The sequence below is a fragment of the Nocardia cyriacigeorgica genome (genome assembly GCF_029868385.1).
GTDB classification, from domain to species: Bacteria; Actinomycetota; Actinomycetes; order Mycobacteriales; family Mycobacteriaceae; genus Nocardia; species Nocardia cyriacigeorgica_F.
The window spans coordinates 233582-249233 of the sequence record NZ_JARWNX010000064.1 but is presented as its reverse complement, the minus strand read 5'-3'; the positions used below and the strand labels follow the sequence as shown (position 1 = coordinate 249233).

The window sequence follows — 15652 nt, the reverse complement described above, 5'->3', positions numbered from 1 at the left end:
GTTGTATACCCGGTTTTCCAGGACATCCGAGGCGAAGGAGAAAACATGCCGACCGGTCGCTGTAGCAGCGTGGGCAGCGGATAACGATCGAACGCGGGCCCGCGTGTCGGGATCAGCAGGACGCGAGTGCGGACGCCCGCTGTGGCGACAACGGAAATGTGTCGTACCCCCGTGGCAGCATTCCGCGCGTGGACGACTTCGGACCGGAAAACCGGTCGCCGTTCGAGCGTTTCCCTGTCGGATCGCACGACCGGGAGACTCGCGTGGGCGCGAACGAGTACCGGCCGAGGACGATTCGAGTAGTCCGGTACGCACGACCGGTGACGGCCGCCAGGGGCATCATCGAATCGGTCGCACCCCGATCCGGAACCCCCGAGCACCGCCCGGATCGAGGTGCGGCCGTTCTTTGTTGCCCGTCGGTAACCGAACAGCCGGACAAATCGGATGAAATCGACGGCGCGAGGGGTGATACTCACACCGGAGCGGGTCGATCGTCCGGTAGGTGCGGTCCGCGCGGTCCGCTGTCGCAGCGATTAGTTTCGGCAGCGCCGATCGTCATATCAGCAGGTCGCCGAGAACTCGGCCGTCCGACACCGCATGTCATCGAGCTCAACGAACTTCAGGAGAATCATGGGTGACGCAATAGTCGCCGAGGGGCTGGTCAAGCGCTACGGCCCACTGGTCGCCCTCGATGGACTAGACCTGACGGTGCCCGAGGGTACTGTCACCGCACTGCTCGGCCCGAACGGAGCGGGTAAGACCACCACCGTCCGCGTGCTGACCACACTGCTGATCCCCGATGGCGGCCGGGCCACCGTCGCGGGTATCGACGTACTGCGCGATCCGCGGGCATTGCGGCGCCATATCGGGGCATCGGGCCAGTACGCCGCGGTAGACGAGTACCTCACCGGCTTCGAGAATCTCGAGATGGTGGGACGCCTGTACCACATGGGCGTCCAGCGAAGTAAAGAGCGCGCGCGCGAACTGCTCGAACGGTTCCGGCTCAGCGATGCCGCCGATCGGCCGGTCAAGGGCTATTCCGGCGGTATGCGCAGGCGGCTGGACCTGGCGGGTGCGCTGGTCGCCGAGCCGCCGGTGCTTTTCCTCGACGAACCGACCACCGGCCTCGACCCGCGGGCCCGCCTGGATCTGTGGGATGTGATCGAAGAACTCGTCGCGGGCGGCACCACGCTGCTGCTGACCACCCAGTATATGGAGGAGGCCGATCGACTCGCCGATTCCATCGCGGTGATCGATCGCGGCAAGGTGATCGCCAAGGGCACCGCCGACGAGTTGAAGACGATGGTCGGCGGCGACCGCATCGAGCTGACCGTCGACCATGTGGACAATCTCGCGATCGCCCAGCAGGCGCTCGCCGGTCTCGCCGACGGCGAGATCCACCTGGAGCCGGGCCTGCGGCGCATCATCGTCCCGGTCAGCAACGGGTCACAAGCGCTGGTCGAGGCGGTCGGCAAGTTGAACGATCACAGCGTGAAAATCCACGACGTCGGCCTGCGACGCCCCTCGCTCGACGATGTCTTCCTCACTCTCACCGGGCACGAGGCCGAGGAATCGGTCGGCGCCGACGATGCGGCCGAGGAACTGGCCGAGCTGGAAGCAACGGAAGGAAAGACCCGATGACCGCGGTCACCACCTCGACGGTCGTGCCCGATCACGGCCAAGGACTCGGCGAACGACTCGCCACCGTCCTGTCCGACACCATCACCATCACCAAGCGCAATGTCATCAAGATCAAGCGCGTCCCCGATGTGCTGATCTTCAGCACCTTGTCACCGATCATGTTCGTGCTGCTGTTCGCCTATATCTTCGGCACGGCGATCAAGGTGCCCGGCCTCGAAGGCGGCTACCGAGAGTTCCTCATCGCTGGCATCTTCGCCCAGACCTGCGTCTTCGGCGCGACCTTCACCGGGCTCAGTCTGGTCGAGGACATGCAGAAAGGCATCATCGACCGGTTCCGGTCGTTGCCGATGGAACCGGTCGCGGTGCTCATCGGGCGCACGATCAGTGATGTCGTGATCAATGTGGTGAGCCTGGTCGTCATGTCGCTGACCGGTTTGATCGTCGGCTGGCGGATCCGCGGCTCGTTCGTGGACGCGGTGCTGGCCTACGTGCTGCTGCTGCTGTTCGCCTACGCGATCTCCTGGATCATGGCCTTCGTCGGGCTCATCGTGCGGGCGCCCGAGGTGTTCAACAACGCCAGCTTCATGGTGATCTTCCCGCTGACGTTCCTGGCCAACACCTTCGTGCCGATCGAGGAACTGCCCACCGTGCTGCGCGTCTTCGCCGAATGGAACCCGGTATCGGCGGTGACCCAGGCGATCCGCGAGCTGTTCGGCAACACCTCGCCGGTCCAGCCGCCGCCGGACACCTGGCCGATGGAGAATCCGGTCGCGACGACCCTCATCTGGGTGGTGGTGATCCTCGGGATCTTCATTCCACTGACCCTCTGGCGGTACAAGCGCAGCGTCAGCCGCTGAGCCTCAGCCCTGCGATTCCGCGTCGGCTCCCGTATCGGGAGTCGGCGCGGACCCGTTTCGGGAGTAGCCGATGCGCGGCGGAGCCGGGGCGGGTGCGGGCGGTGACGGACGCTTGGCGCGGGCCAGCCAGGCGGCACCGCCCGCGGCCGCGACTGCGGCGGCGGTCAGAAGCCGATTACGGGAACGCGAAGACAGGTGCATGGACCTCGAGCTCATGCGTCAACTCTGACACAGACCCCGGGTTCGTGCATCGAACCCCAGGTCAGCGCCCTGTGGATGGGGTCATGGCACGATGGTCGGGTGACCATGACCGCGTCGGCGACCCCGGCACGATTCGAATGAGCCGATGAATCCCCAACCTCCCGCGACGACGTGTGTCCGGCACCCGGACCGAGTGACCGGCCTGTCCTGCACCAGATGCGGACGCCCCGCCTGCCCCGAATGCCTGCGCCCGGCCTCGGTCGGCCAACACTGCGTGGACTGTTTGCGGACCGATCAGCGCAGCACGCCGCAGGTGCGCACGGTATCGACGGCCGCCGCGCCGCGGGTGACGACTCCGTATGTCACCTATGCGCTGATCGCGGTGAATGTCGCGGTATTCGCCGTGACGGCGGCGCAGGCGCGCAGCGTGATCGACAACTACAACGGTTCAGCGCTGTTCTTTCGCTGGGTGATGTTCCCCCCCGCGGTCGCCGATGGCGATTGGGTTCGGGTGATCGGGTCCGGCTTCCTGCACTACGGCCCGATCCATCTGCTGCTCAATATGTTCGCGCTGTATGTGGTCGGGCGCGATATCGAGCTGGTGCTCGGCAGGCTGCGCTATCTCGCGGTCTATCTGGTCTCGCTGCTCGGCGGTTCCGCCGCGGTCATGGTGTTCTCGCAGGACAGTCTCACCGCGGGTGCCTCCGGTGCGGTCTACGGCCTGTTCGGCGCGATCACGGTGATCTTGATCCGGCTGCGGCAGAACGCCAACAGCATGTTGATACTCATCGGCATCAATGTGTTCATCAGCTTCTCGCTGCCCGGGATCTCGCTGTTCGGGCATCTCGGCGGTCTGGCCGCCGGCACCCTCGCCACCCTCGGCATCCTGTTCCTGCCCACTTGGCTGCGGGCCGGTTCGACGCGGAACGCGCAGATCATCGGCTGGTCGGCGCTCGCCTCGATCACGGTGATCTCGCTGGCGGTGATCGGTGTGGCGGCGGCGTCGCTGATGCCGTGAGATGAGGCCAGGTGCGGATAGCTATCGGACAGGATCGGGTGGCCATAGCGCCGATGGATGGGCAGTCGCGATGGCCACACGGCGGTTTCGAGCTCGGTCGGCGAAACCGCCGCGGACCAGAATGTTTCACGCGAAACAACGACCGCCGCGGACGACCCGGCCCGTGATGCCGCCGCAGCGGAGTGGGACCACGCCTCAGGGGCGGCTGATGTCTCCGCTCAGCCCCAGCTGTTCGACTAACACGTCATAGACGTCTTCGGGATGGGTGCCCAGATCCCAGCGGCCGAAGATGAGCAGTCGCTCGGTATCGCCGTGCAGGATCTCGATCTCCAGCATCGGCATCCGGCGGCCGAGACGGCGGTAGTAGACGATGCGCGCCCGCAGAATCTGCTCGGGACGGTATTCGGTGGGGCCGGTCAGCGACCGGACCACCAGGCGTGGGTCTGCACCAGGAATGACCGCCAGCCGGGGCCGCTGCCGGAACCCGAGCCCGGCCAGTCCGAGCAGCAGTACGGCGGCGAGGCCGACCAGCAGACGTCCGGGCGGATCGCTGTTCAGCACGGCGACCACGGCCAGGACGATCCCGCCTCCGGTCGCCGCGATCAGCGCGGACAGCGGTGTGGTCCACGAGAGGCGCGGCTCAGGATTCACAGTTTCCTCGAGTTGTCCACAGGTTCATCCACAGGTGTGTATGAATGACACGTCTGTAATACGGCCGGTGGAAACCGCGCTCAGCGCCACCTCATGGTCATGATCAGGCCGATCACCATCAAGCCGAAGCCGATGAGGAAGTTCCAGGCATCGAGGTCGCTCATCCAGCTGATCTGATCGCCCGCGAGGTAGTACACAAGCAGCCACACCAGACCGGCGAGCATGAACCCGAGCATGATGGCGACATACCAGACCGGCGACGGTCCGACGGCCTTCACCTTCACCGGGGTCCGGCTGGCGGGAGAGCTGGAGTAGTCGGTCTTCTTACGGACCTTGGACTTGGGCATGACGTCCTCGAATTCGGCGAACAGGGCAATACCGGCGTCCTCCGGTTCCCTCTAGGCTATCCCAACTGGTAATGGATGCGACGCCCTGTGGGTCGGCCACGTAATCTCATGCCATGCGAGTTCTGGTCGTCGACAATTACGACAGCTTCGTCTACAACCTGGTGCAGTATCTGGGGCAGCTGGGTGCCGATGCCGAAGTCTGGCGCAACGACGATCCTCGCCTCGTCGACCTCGATGCCGTCGCCACCGAATACGACGGTATTCTCATCAGCCCCGGCCCCGGTACCCCCGATCGCGCCGGTGTCAGCATCGAGCTGGTCCATGCGGCGGCCCGCCAGCGCACTCCGCTGCTCGGGGTGTGCCTCGGCCACCAGTCCATCGGCGCGGCCTTCGGCGCGACCGTCACCAGGGCGCCGGAGCTACTGCACGGCAAGACCAGTTCGGTATTCCACATCGGCGCCGGTGTACTGGCCGGGCTGCCCGATCCGTTCACCGCCACCCGCTATCACTCGCTCACCGTCCTCGAGGACACGCTGCCCGCCGAGATCGAGGTGCTGGGCCGCACCGAGAGCGGCATCGTGATGGCCATGCGCCACCACGATCTGCCCATCCACGGGGTGCAGTTCCATCCGGAATCGGTGCTCACCCAGGGCGGGCATCGGATGCTGGCGAACTGGCTCGAGGTCTGCGGTGCCCGGCCCGCCGAGGGGCTGGTGGAGATGCTGGAGGCGGAGGTCGCGGCGCTGGCGATCTCGTGACCAGGCCCTATGTATTGCTGTCGGTCGCGACGAGCGTCGACGGCTATATCGATGACGCGAGCCCGGATCGCCTACTGCTGTCCGGGCCCGCCGATTTCGACCGGGTCGATCAGGTGCGCGCCGACTCCGACGCCCTGCTGATCGGCGCGCAGACATTGCGCCGCGACAATCCACGGCTGCTGGTGAACGATGCGGGCCGCCGCGCCGCACGGGTCGCGGCCGGAAAGCCCGAGTACCCGCTCAAGATCACGGTCAGCGCCAGCGGCGATCTCGACCCGGAACTGCGGTTCTGGCATCACGGCGGCGAGAAGCTCGTCTACACCACCACCGCCGGTGCGGCGCGGCTCGGTGCTCGGCTGGGCGCTGCCGAGATCGTGTCGCTCGGCGCGGAGATCGATCTCGGTCTGCTGCTCGACGATCTGGGCCGCCGCGGTATCGGCAGGCTCATGGTGGAGGGCGGCACCCGGATCCTGACCGGCTTCCTGGCCGCCGATCTCGCCGATGAACTGCATCTGGCCGTCGCGCCGCTGATCGTCGGTGACACCGCCGCACCGCGCGTACTCGGCCCGGCCGCCTATCCAGGGGGTGCGCGGCGGCGAATGACGCTGGTGGATGTCGAGCGGGTCGACGATGTCGCGGTCCTGCGTTATCTGCCGAAGGCGAGCGGACCGGGAAACGAGTCGGCGACCGTCCGGTGATCTCGGATCGCTGACAGGGAGATCGCCGACAAGGAGAAGGAGGCCACGGTGAGCGATGCTTCGACCGCGGACCGTGCGTGGATGACGCGGGCGATCGAATTGGCCCGGATGTCGCCACCGAGTGAGTCCGCATTCTCTGTTGGCGCCGTCATCGTCGTCGACGGTGCCGAGATCGCCACCGGCTACTCCCGTGAAACGGACGCGAAGGTACATGCCGAGGAATCCGCGCTGAACAAATTGGCCGCCGACGACCCTCGGTTGGCTGGCGCCACGATCTACAGCACCCTCGAACCGTGTTCGCGCCGGGCCACCGCGACTCGGCTGCCGTGCACCGAGCGGATTCTGCGCGCCGGAATTCCCCGAGTCGTCATCGCCTGGCGGGAGCCGTCGACGTTCGTCACGAATTGTGTGGGTGTGCAGCGGTTGCGGGAGCACGGCGTCGAGGTGGTCGAGCTACCGGAACTGGCCGAGGCGGCGATGTCGATGAACCGCCACCTCGACCTGTCCTGACTCCGGTCGTGCCTCAGGGCCTGCCGTAGACCGCGGTGACGAACTCGCCGAGCTGATTATCGTCGAGATGTCTGGCCAGATCGGCTTCGCTGATCATGCCGACCAGGCGTTTGTCCTCGATCACCGGCATGCGTTTGATCTGGCGGGTCTCCATTTCGTCGAGCACCTCGTCGATATCGGCGTCGGCGGAGACCCAGCGTGGGGTGGCCTCGCAGAGTTCGGCGGCGCGGGTGCCCGATGGGGAGAGCCCCTGGGCGATGCATTTCACCACGATGTCGCGGTCGGTGATGATGCCGCACATCCGTTCGTTCTCGTCGGCGATGACGAGTGAGCCGACTCCGAGTTCGGCCATGACGCGGGCCGCCTGGGCGACCGTCTGGTCTCTGGAAATCCACTGAGCGCCGGGTTTCATGATGTCCCTGGCAGTGGTCATCTGGGCTACCTCCTCATTGCTCAGCTGTGCTGATCGGGATGGAGCCCATCAATTGTCGCACCGTACAGACCGGCCGGTTCGCCGAATCGGCATCCGGTTCGCCCGAATTCGGGGTTCCGGCCGGGTCCATCACGTCCGATCACGGCGGGCCGAGCGGCAGCACTCCGGTGTAGATGACGATGGAACTGTTGCGCCCCACCGCACTGCCTGCGGCGGGCTGCTGATTGAGCACCTTGCCCACACTCGCCGAATCCAGCGTGACCTGCGTGTTCTGCACGATCTGGGTGGTCGATCCGGCCCAGCCCGCCTGCCGCAGCCGGTCGATGGCCTGCGAGGCGTTGAGCCCGAGCAGGCTCGGCATGGTGAACTCGGCGCCGAGCGAGACCTGCACCGTTACGGTGGATCCCTTCTCGGCATTCGAACCGCCCGAGGGACTGGTCGCGATGACCTCACCCTTCGGCCGCGAGGACGCGACCTCCTGGACGACGATCTTGAACTTGGCGCCCTCCACCAGATTCGGCTCGGCGACCTCGATGTCCTGGCCGACCACATTGGGAACCCGGACCTGTTCCGGGCCACTGCCGATGGTGATCTTGACCGCCCGGTCCACCTCGACGCTCGCGCCCTCGGCCGGATTCTGGCCGATGACCTTGTCCAACTCGGCCTCACTCGAGGCTTCCTTGTCCACCTGGCCATCGAGACGAAGACCGATGGCGTTGAGCTTCTGCTCGGCTTCCTGCTGGGTCAGCCCGGTCAGACGAGGCACCTGCACCTGCGCGGGACCGGTGGATACCTGCAAGGTGATGGTGCTGCCCTCGTCCACCCGGGAACCACCGAGCGGCTGGGTGGCGATCACATTGCCGGTGTCGACCTTGCCGTCGGGCTTGTCCTGAATGGCGACGCTGAACCCGAGGCCTTCGAGTTTGCGCTGGGCCTCCTCGGCGGAACTGTTGGACAGATCGGGTACCGCCACCTGGTCGGGTTTGCTACCCGGTCCGATCAACACCCAGAACAGCGCGATGGCCACGATCACCGCGGCCAGCGCACCGAGAGCCATGTACGCGGTGCGCCGTGGATTGTCCGGCTCCACGGCCTCCTGTTCGCCGGTGTGCCCGGTGTCGCGGCCGCCGCGGTCGTTGCCGCCGCGATCGTGGTGGTCGACGGTGTGGAACGAGCGCGGGGCCGGTTCCTCGGAGCCGAGGATGGTGGTGCGGTCCTCATCGGTCATCACCATCGGCGCGCTCGGCTTCTGCCCGCCGAGTACCCGGATCAGATCCGCGCGCATCTCGGCCGCGGTCTGGTACCGGTTGGCCGGGTTCTTGCTCATCGCCTTGAGCACCACCGAATCCAGTTCGCGTGGTACGCCGTTGTGCACATGTGAGGGCAGCCGCGGGTCCTCGCGCACATGTTGATAGGCCACCGCGATCGGCGAGTCACCGGTGAAAGGCGGCTCACCGGTCAGGATCTCGAAGAGCACACAGCCCACCGAGTACACATCCGAGCGGGCGTCGACCGATTCGCCGCGCGCCTGCTCCGGCGAGAGGTACTGCGCGGTACCGATGACGGCGGCGGTCTGCGTCATCGGATTGGCGGCATCGGCGATGGCGCGGGCGATGCCGAAGTCCATCACCTTCACCGCACCGGACCGGTTGATCATGATGTTGGCCGGCTTCATATCGCGGTGCACGATCCCGGCCTTATGGCTGAAATCCAATGCGGCGCAGACATCGGCGATGATCTCCATCGCCCGGCGCGGCGGCAGCGGGCCCTTACCGCGCACGATATCGCGCAGCGTATCGCCGTCGACGTACTCCATCACGATGTAGGGCAGCGGCCCGCCGTCGATCTCGGCCTCACCGGTGTCGTACACCGCGACGATGGCCGGATGATTCAACGCGGCCGCGTTCTGCGCTTCACGTTTGAAGCGCAGATAGAACGTGGGGTCGCGAGCCAGATCGGCCCGCAGCACCTTGATCGCCACATCCCGGCTCAGTCGTACGTCGCGCGCCTTGTGGACCTCCGACATCCCGCCGAACCCGATGATCTCACCCAGCTCGTAGCGGGAGGAGAGATTCTTCGGGGTCGTCATGGCATTCCTTGCTCAGAAGTAGCCGGTGCGCTGCTGTCGGTGACGACGGGACGCCGGGCACCGGGAATCTCGGGCAATGGTATGTCGATGGTCGGCACCCGCCCACGGGTGGTGGTCGTCCGTGTCGTGGTGGGTTCGGTGGTGGTCGGTTCGGTCGTCGTCGGTTCGGTGGTGGTGGTCGTCGTCGAGGTCGGCGCCTCGGTGGTCGTCGTCGGCGCTTCGGTGGTCGTGGTCGGTTCCTCGGTGGTCTCCACCGGGGGCGGCACCGGCCGGACGGTCGTGGTGACCGGTGCGGGCAGCGGGTTCGTGGTGTGCGGCGCGACCGTCGTCGACACGGGCGACCTGGTCGGGTCGGGGTTGGTGTCGCCGCCGAACAGCAGCCAGATCACCAGACCGCCGAGCAGCACGGCGCCGACACCGAGCCCGGCCATCCACTTCTGCGTGGAGGTCAGACCACGCTTGTGGTTCTCGGGCGGCAGTGGGGCATGGCCCGAGGTAGGGGTCGCGCCGACGGTGGTCGGGGCGGCCGTACCGGTCGACGGCGAGGTGGGATAGCGCACGGTCGCGCTGTTGTCGTAGGCGGGCTGTGCCGAGGGCAGCGCGACGGTCGGACCCGGCGGCAGCACCCGGGTGGCGCCGGTCGGCGCGGGTCCGGTGCCAAGACCGCGCGGCGGTGGTGGCCTGCGGCCCGCGCGCACCGCGGCGACCGCATCGGCGAACTCGCCGCCGTCGGCATAGCGCTGGGCGGGGTCCTTGCCGATGGTGATATCGATCAGTTCCCGCACGTTCGGGGGCAGATCGCCGGGCATCGGCGGCGGCGTCTCCCTGACATGTTTCATCGCGACGGTGATCGCGCCGTCACCACTGAACGGGCGCTGACCGGCCAGGGCCTCGTAGCCGACGATGCCGAGGGAGTACACATCGCTGGCCGCGGTGGCGTCCTCGCCGACCGCCTGCTCCGGGGCGATGTACTGGGCGGTGCCCATCACCATGCCGGTCTTGGTCACCGGTGAGGCGTCCACGGCCTTGGCGATACCGAAGTCGGTGATCTTGACCTGACCCGCGGGGGTAACCAGAATATTGCCCGGCTTCACATCCCGGTGCACAACACCGGCGGCATGCGCCACCTGTAGCGCCCGGCCGGTCTGCTCGAGCATGTCGAGGCCCTGCGCCACCGACAGCCTGCCGAGCCGGTTGAGCACCGTATTGAGCGGTTCACCCTGGACCAGCTCCATGACCAGATAGGCCACCTCCCCGCCCTGCGGGTCGACGGTCTCGCCGTAGTCGTAGATGCCCGCGATGCCCGAATGGTTGAGCTGCGCGGTGGTCTTGGCCTCGGTGCGGAACCGATGCCGGAAGGTGGGGTCGGCCGAGAACTCGGCCTTGAGCACCTTGACCGCCACCCGCCGGTCGAGACGGGTGTCGAGGGCCTCCCAGACCTGACCCATCCCACCGGTGGCGATCAGCCGCTGCAGCCGGTACCGGTCCGCGATCATCGCGCCGTTGTTCAGCATCGGTTTCCCCGCAGATTCACTCGCACATCCATCTCGTTCAGCGCCCTTGCAGGCCCGCGTCCAGTACCGCACGGGCTACCGGCGCGGCGACCGATCCACCGGTTGCCGCCTCCCCGCGGTCACCACCGTTCTCCACGATGACCGCGATGGCGATCTTCGGGTTCTGGGCGGGCGCGAAGGCGATATACCAGGCGTGTGGTGGCGTGTTACGCGGATCGGAGCCGTGTTCGGCCGTTCCGGTCTTGGACGCGATCTGATACGGCGTCCCGCCACCGCCCTTGGTGTTCTGTTCGGAGGCGACCATCAGGTTGGTCACGGTCGACGCTACCTGGGCGCTGACCGCCTGCCCGACCGACACCGGTGTGGTTTCCGACAGCACGCTCAGATCCGGGCCCTGCAACTGGTCCACCAGATACGGCTCCATCCGCACCCCGCCATTGGCGATGGTCGCCGCGATCACCGCGTTGTCGAGCGGGGTGAGCGCGACATCGCGCTGACCGATGCTGGTCTGGCCGAGAGCGGCATCATCGGGGATCGGCCCGACGGTGCTCTCGGCGACCGGGATCGGCACCCCGCGATGCGGACCGATACCGAACGCGGCGGCCTCGTCCTTGAGATTCGAGGCACCGACATCGATGCCGAGTTCGACGAACGCGGTATTGCACGACATCCGGAACGCGTCGTAGAGCGAGGCGGTCGGGCCGGGACCGCAGGTGGTGCCGTTGTAGTTCTCCAGCCTGGTTCTGGTGTTGGGCAATTCGATGTTCGGCGCCGCGGTGAACTGCGATTCCGGGGTGGCCACACCATTGGACAGCGCCGCGGCGGTGGTGATCACCTTGAAGGTCGAACCGGGCGGATAGGTCTGTGAGACGGCGCGATTGAGCATCGGCTGCTCTGGGTCGGAGCTGAGCTGCTCCCAGGCCTGGGTGCCCTGGGCGCCGTCATGGCCCGACAGCAGATTCGGGTCGTAGCTCGGGGTGGAGACCATCGTGAGGATCTTGCCCGTGCTCGGCTCGATCGCGACCACCGAACCGGTGTAGCCCTTGCTGGTCAGCTCGTCGTAGGCGACCTGCTGCATGACCGGGTCGATGGTGGTGACCACATTGCCGCCGCGCGGATCGCGGCCGGAGAACAGGTCGACGATGCGGCTGCCGAACAGCTGATTGTCCGAGCCGTTGAGTACCGGATCCTCCGCCCGCTCGAGCCCGGTGCTGCCGTACTGCATCGAGTAGAAGCCGGTGACCGGCGCGAACGCCGACGGCGCGGTGGGATAGGTGCGCAGGTACTTGTAGCGATCATCGGTGGCGACCGAGCTGGCGAGCACGGTACCGCCCGCCGAGATCTGGCCGCGCTGGCGCGAGTACTCGTCGAGCAGCACTCGGGAGTTGCGTGGATCGGCCCGCAGATCGTCGGCCTTGATGACCTGGACATAGGTGATGTTGGCCAGTAGCGCGACGACCATGACCATCACCGCGACCGCGACCCGGCGCAGGGGAGTGTTCACTGTCTGGGCCCCCCTTCCTGGCGGTTCTGGTCACGGCGCATCATCTCCGTCGGCGCCTCGGCGATCGGCGGCGGCGCGGTCTCCTTCTTGCGTACCGGCGCGGGCGCGCGGGCGGCGTCGGAGATCTTGATCAGCAGCGCGAGCAGTGCGTAGTTGGCCAGCAGCGAGGAACCACCGTAGGACATGAACGGGGTGGTGAGGCCGGTCAGCGGGATGAGCTTGGTGACACCGCCGACCACGACGAACAACTGCACCGCGATGGTGAACGACAGACCAGCGGCCAGCAGCTTGCCGAAGCTGTCGCGCACCGCGAGTGCTGTACGCATACCGCGCATCACGAACATCAGGAACAGGATCAGCACCGCGGTCAGGCCGATCAGGCCGAGTTCCTCGCCGATGGTGGTGACGATGAAGTCGGTCTTGGCGAAGGGCACCTGCGAGGGCCGGCCACTACCGAGTCCGGTGCCCGCGAGCCCGCCGGTGGCCAGCCCGAACAGCGACTGCGAGATCTGATAGCCGGTGTTGTTGTAGTCGTCGAACGGATGCAGCCAGGTCTCCACCCGCACCCGCACGTGCCCGAACATCTGATAGGCGAAGACGAATCCGAGCGCGAGCAGTCCGCCGCCGATGATCAACCAGCCGACCCGTTCGGTGGCGATGTAGAGCATCACCAGGACCGTGCTGAAGATCAGCAGTGAGGTGCCGAGATCCTTCTCGAACACCAGCACGCCGATGCAGACGATCCACACCGCGAGGATCGGGCCGAGATCGCGCGCCCGCGGAAACTCCATGCCGAGGAAATGCCTACCCGCGGCGGTGAACAGATCGCGCTTGGCGACCAGCACCGAGGCGAAGAAGATGATCAGCAGGATCTTGGCGAACTCGCCCGGTTGCATGCTGAAACCCGGCAGCCGAATCCAGATCTTGGCGCCGTTGGTCTCGGAGAAGCGGCTCGGCAACAGGGCCGGGATCGCCAGCGCGACCAGCCCGATCAGGCCGAGGGTGTAGCTGTAGCGAGCCAGCGTCCGGTAATCGCGCAGCACGATCAACAAGGTGATGAACACGATGGTGCCGAGCGCGGTCCACAGGATCTGCTGGGTGGCGTCGGGGGAGGGGACCGGCCAGTCGTTGTAGGCGGCGGCCTGCTGATCGGCCAGATCGAGGCGGTGGATCAGGACCAGGCCGAGCCCGTTGAGCAGGGCAACGATCGGCAGCAGCAGCGGATCGGCGAAGGGGGCGAACCGGCGGATCGCCAGATGCGCGATGGCGAAGAGTGCGAGATAGGCCAGACCGTACTTGGCGATATCCCAGGTGATCGACTGCTCCTGGCTGGCCTCGACCAGGAACAGCGATGCGGTGGTGACCACTGCCGCGAAGCCGAGCAACAACAATTCGGTGTTGCGTCTTGTGCTCGGCGCAGGCGCGGGAGCGAAACCGCCCGGGGGACTCGGATAGGCCCCGGCGGACGGTGGTGCCGGTGCGGACATCAGTCCGTCACCCGGCAGTTCTCCCCCGCGGTCTGGGGCTGGGTCGGCGGAGCCGTGGTGGTGGGCGCGGCGGGGGTGGCGGTGGCCGGTGCCCCGTCACCGTTGGGCGCCGGAACCGGTGCCGGTGGGGCCGTCGTGGTCGGCGCCGCCGGGCCGGGAGTCGGCCCGGCGGGCGGAACGACGACGCCGGGCTGCGGCACCGAACTCTTGTCGTCGCACGGCGGCAACAGCTCCCGCTCGGCCAGCACCTTCATCTGGTCCTCGGCCTTGTCCAGCGATCCTGGCGGCAGGCCCTTGTCGACCTGATCGCGCCCGGTCTGCTTCAGATCGTCGACCTTCAGCTCGCGGCAATCCGCTGGCATCTCGGCGTCGGCGCCGACCAGGGTGAGTTCGCCGCCGGAATCGACACAGCCGACCAGATCGACCTCGTGGATCGAATAGCCGAGGATCGAGCCCGGCAATCCACGCATCACCACGACGCGATCGTTGTCCGCACCGACGTAATAGTTGGACCGGATCATCTTGTAGCCGACCAGCAGACCGACTCCGACCGCGACTACGAGTGCGACGGCCAGCAGAATCCAGCGCAGCTTATGTGATTTCGCCGCGGGCGGCGGTTCCGGCGCGGAGGCGGCCCGGCGCGGTGCGGCCCGCGGCGGGCGCATGGCGGCGGCCCGCCCGGCGGCGGTGTTCGGCGGCGGGGTGTCCTCGTCCTGGCCGGACGCGGCGCCCGCGACGATCGGATGGCTCTGCCCGTAGTCGAGATCGATGACGTCGGCGACGACGACGGTGACGTTATCGGGTCCGCCGCTGCGCAAGGCCAGCTCGATGAGCCGGTCGGCGCATTCGTCGGTGCTGCCCTCGCGCATGGTGTTGGCGATGGTCTCATCGCTGACAACATCCGAGAGGCCGTCCGAACACAGCAGATACCGGTCGCCCGCGCGCGCCTCACGCATGATGAGGGTCGGCTCGATCTCGTTACCGGTCAGCGCGCGCATGATCAGCGAACGCTGCGGATGGGTATGCGCCTGCTCGGGGGTGATCCTGCCCTCGTCGACCAGTGATTGGACGAAGGTGTCGTCCCTGGTGATCTGGGCCAGTTCGCCCTCGCGCAGCATGTAGGCGCGGGAATCGCCGATATGGACGAGGCCGAGTTTCTTACCCGCGAACAGGATGGCGGTGAGCGTGGTGCCCATACCGTCGAGTTCGGGTTCCTCCTCGACCTGATCGGCGATGGCCGCATTGCCCTCACGGGTGGCGCGGTCGAGTTTGCCGAGGAGATCGTCGCCCGGTTCGTCGTCGTCGAGATGGGCGAGGGCGGCGATCATCAGTTGTGATGCCACCTCGCCCGCCGCGTGTCCGCCCATACCATCGGCGAGGGCGAGCAGGCGGGCGCCCGCATAGACGGAATCTTCGTTGTTGGCCCGGACCAGACCGCGGTCGCTGCGCGCTGCGTAGCGGAGAACAAGTGTCACGATCGGAGCTCGATCACAGTTTTGCCGACCCGGACGGGAGCGCCGAGCGGAACACGGACAGCGGTGGTGACCTTGGCGCGGTCGAGATAAGTGCCGTTCGTCGAGCCGAGATCCTCGACGTACCAGTCGTCACCACGCTGTGACAGCCGCGCATGTCTGGTCGAAGCGTAGTCGTCGGTGAGTACCAGTGTTGAATCATCCGCACGGCCGATCAGCACCGGTTGGGTGCCGAGGGTGATGCGGGTACCCGCTAGTGAACCTTGAGTCACCACAAGATATTTGGCGCCCTTCTGGCCTCGGCGCAGGGACGGCAGTACCGCGGGACCGCGAACGGCCTTTGGCTGGACCCGGATGCCGGAGGCCGCGTAGATGTCGCTGCGCAAGGTTCGCAGCACTGCCCAGACGAACAGCCACAACAGCAGCAGGAAGCCCGCACGGGTCAATTGCAGAATCAGTCCCTGCACGGCGC

Annotated in this window: 16 protein-coding genes; 6 read left to right on the top strand and 10 right to left on the bottom strand. The window is 66.8% G+C overall.

Annotation, left to right across the window (positions count from 1 at the left end):
- The first annotated feature begins 630 nt into the window (after positions 1-630).
- Both QH168_RS26525 and QH168_RS26520 read left to right on the top strand, forming a co-directional pair.
- On the top strand, positions 631-1641 hold the full coding sequence (locus QH168_RS26525; protein ID WP_280468641.1) for an ATP-binding cassette domain-containing protein: 1011 nt from the start codon (positions 631-633) through the stop codon (positions 1639-1641).
- Complete coding sequence (locus QH168_RS26520; RefSeq protein WP_280468640.1) at positions 1638-2498, top strand: ABC transporter permease; 861 nt, start codon at positions 1638-1640, stop codon at positions 2496-2498. Before QH168_RS26525 ends, QH168_RS26520 begins: the two co-directional genes overlap by 4 nt.
- Positions 2499-2501: 3 nt before the next feature.
- Here QH168_RS26520 and QH168_RS26515 read toward each other — a convergent pair whose 3' ends face one another.
- Positions 2502-2714, bottom strand: coding sequence for a hypothetical protein (locus tag QH168_RS26515; RefSeq protein WP_280468638.1), 213 nt, complete (start codon positions 2712-2714; stop codon positions 2502-2504).
- Positions 2715-2844: 130 nt separating this feature from the next.
- Between QH168_RS26515 and QH168_RS26510 the strand changes: the two genes are divergently transcribed.
- Complete coding sequence (locus QH168_RS26510) at positions 2845-3717, top strand: rhomboid family intramembrane serine protease (protein ID WP_280468637.1); 873 nt, start codon at positions 2845-2847, stop codon at positions 3715-3717.
- A 195-nt stretch (positions 3718-3912) separates the two neighbouring features.
- Here the strand turns inward: QH168_RS26510 and QH168_RS26505 are convergent, their stop codons facing one another.
- The gene (locus tag QH168_RS26505; RefSeq protein ID WP_280468635.1) at positions 3913-4368 is read right to left on the bottom strand and encodes a PH domain-containing protein; all 456 of its coding nucleotides are present in this window, start codon (positions 4366-4368) and stop codon (positions 3913-3915) included.
- Positions 4369-4448: 80 nt separating this feature from the next.
- Positions 4449-4715, bottom strand: coding sequence for a cell division protein CrgA (gene crgA / locus QH168_RS26500; protein WP_280468633.1), 267 nt, complete (start codon positions 4713-4715; stop codon positions 4449-4451).
- A gap of 113 nt (positions 4716-4828) precedes the next feature.
- Between crgA and QH168_RS26495 the strand changes: the two genes are divergently transcribed.
- From QH168_RS26495 to QH168_RS26485, 3 genes are read left to right on the top strand one after another with little or no spacing between them, the layout of a single operon-like run.
- The gene (locus QH168_RS26495) at positions 4829-5473 is read left to right on the top strand and encodes an aminodeoxychorismate/anthranilate synthase component II (RefSeq protein WP_280468632.1); all 645 of its coding nucleotides are present in this window, start codon (positions 4829-4831) and stop codon (positions 5471-5473) included.
- A complete protein-coding gene (locus tag QH168_RS26490; protein ID WP_280468630.1) occupies positions 5470-6171 on the top strand; it encodes a RibD family protein in 702 nt (233 codons plus the stop codon). Before QH168_RS26495 ends, QH168_RS26490 begins: the two co-directional genes overlap by 4 nt.
- Positions 6172-6219: 48 nt before the next feature.
- Positions 6220-6681: a deaminase gene (locus tag QH168_RS26485; protein WP_280468629.1), complete on the top strand. Its 462-nt coding sequence runs from the start codon at positions 6220-6222 to the stop codon at positions 6679-6681.
- A 13-nt stretch (positions 6682-6694) separates the two neighbouring features.
- Here QH168_RS26485 and QH168_RS26480 read toward each other — a convergent pair whose 3' ends face one another.
- The 7 genes from QH168_RS26480 to QH168_RS26450 form a co-directional block, all read right to left on the bottom strand.
- Positions 6695-7114 carry a CBS domain-containing protein gene (locus tag QH168_RS26480; protein WP_280468628.1) on the bottom strand — a complete coding sequence of 140 codons (420 nt, stop codon included), beginning with the start codon at positions 7112-7114 and terminating at the stop codon, positions 6695-6697.
- Between the two features lie 139 nt (positions 7115-7253).
- Positions 7254-9203 (bottom strand): Stk1 family PASTA domain-containing Ser/Thr kinase, encoded by a 1950-nt coding sequence (gene pknB / locus QH168_RS26475; protein ID WP_280468627.1) that lies wholly within the window; start codon positions 9201-9203, stop codon positions 7254-7256.
- Positions 9200-10717: a protein kinase domain-containing protein gene (locus tag QH168_RS26470; protein ID WP_280468625.1), complete on the bottom strand. Its 1518-nt coding sequence runs from the start codon at positions 10715-10717 to the stop codon at positions 9200-9202. Before QH168_RS26470 ends, pknB begins: the two co-directional genes overlap by 4 nt.
- Before the next feature lie 37 nt (positions 10718-10754).
- Positions 10755-12221 carry a peptidoglycan D,D-transpeptidase FtsI family protein gene (locus tag QH168_RS26465; protein ID WP_280468623.1) on the bottom strand — a complete coding sequence of 489 codons (1467 nt, stop codon included), beginning with the start codon at positions 12219-12221 and terminating at the stop codon, positions 10755-10757.
- Positions 12218-13708 carry an FtsW/RodA/SpoVE family cell cycle protein gene (locus QH168_RS26460; RefSeq protein WP_280468621.1) on the bottom strand — a complete coding sequence of 497 codons (1491 nt, stop codon included), beginning with the start codon at positions 13706-13708 and terminating at the stop codon, positions 12218-12220. Before QH168_RS26460 ends, QH168_RS26465 begins: the two co-directional genes overlap by 4 nt.
- The gene (locus QH168_RS26455) at positions 13708-15183 is read right to left on the bottom strand and encodes a PP2C family protein-serine/threonine phosphatase (protein ID WP_280468620.1); all 1476 of its coding nucleotides are present in this window, start codon (positions 15181-15183) and stop codon (positions 13708-13710) included. Before QH168_RS26455 ends, QH168_RS26460 begins: the two co-directional genes overlap by 1 nt.
- Positions 15180-15647 (bottom strand): FHA domain-containing protein FhaB/FipA, encoded by a 468-nt coding sequence (locus QH168_RS26450; RefSeq protein ID WP_280468619.1) that lies wholly within the window; start codon positions 15645-15647, stop codon positions 15180-15182. Before QH168_RS26450 ends, QH168_RS26455 begins: the two co-directional genes overlap by 4 nt.
- Positions 15648-15652 lie beyond the last annotated feature (5 nt).

Bases quoted from the DNA above. Each gene is read 5' to 3' on its own strand.
- QH168_RS26525 (WP_280468641.1), top strand. From the start codon at position 631: ATGGGTGACGCAATAGTCGCCGAGGGGCTGGTCAAGCGCTACGGCCCA.
- QH168_RS26520 (WP_280468640.1), top strand. From the start codon at position 1,638: ATGACCGCGGTCACCACCTCGACGGTCGTGCCCGATCACGGCCAAGGA.
- QH168_RS26515 (WP_280468638.1), bottom strand. From the start codon at position 2,714: ATGAGCTCGAGGTCCATGCACCTGTCTTCGCGTTCCCGTAATCGGCTT.
- QH168_RS26510 (WP_280468637.1), top strand. From the start codon at position 2,845: ATGAATCCCCAACCTCCCGCGACGACGTGTGTCCGGCACCCGGACCGA.
- crgA (WP_280468633.1), bottom strand. From the start codon at position 4,715: ATGCCCAAGTCCAAGGTCCGTAAGAAGACCGACTACTCCAGCTCTCCC.
- QH168_RS26495 (WP_280468632.1), top strand. From the start codon at position 4,829: ATGCGAGTTCTGGTCGTCGACAATTACGACAGCTTCGTCTACAACCTG.
- QH168_RS26480 (WP_280468628.1), bottom strand. From the start codon at position 7,114: ATGACCACTGCCAGGGACATCATGAAACCCGGCGCTCAGTGGATTTCC.
- pknB (WP_280468627.1), bottom strand. From the start codon at position 9,203: ATGACGACCCCGAAGAATCTCTCCTCCCGCTACGAGCTGGGTGAGATC.
- QH168_RS26470 (WP_280468625.1), bottom strand. From the start codon at position 10,717: ATGCTGAACAACGGCGCGATGATCGCGGACCGGTACCGGCTGCAGCGG.
- QH168_RS26460 (WP_280468621.1), bottom strand. From the start codon at position 13,708: ATGTCCGCACCGGCACCACCGTCCGCCGGGGCCTATCCGAGTCCCCCG.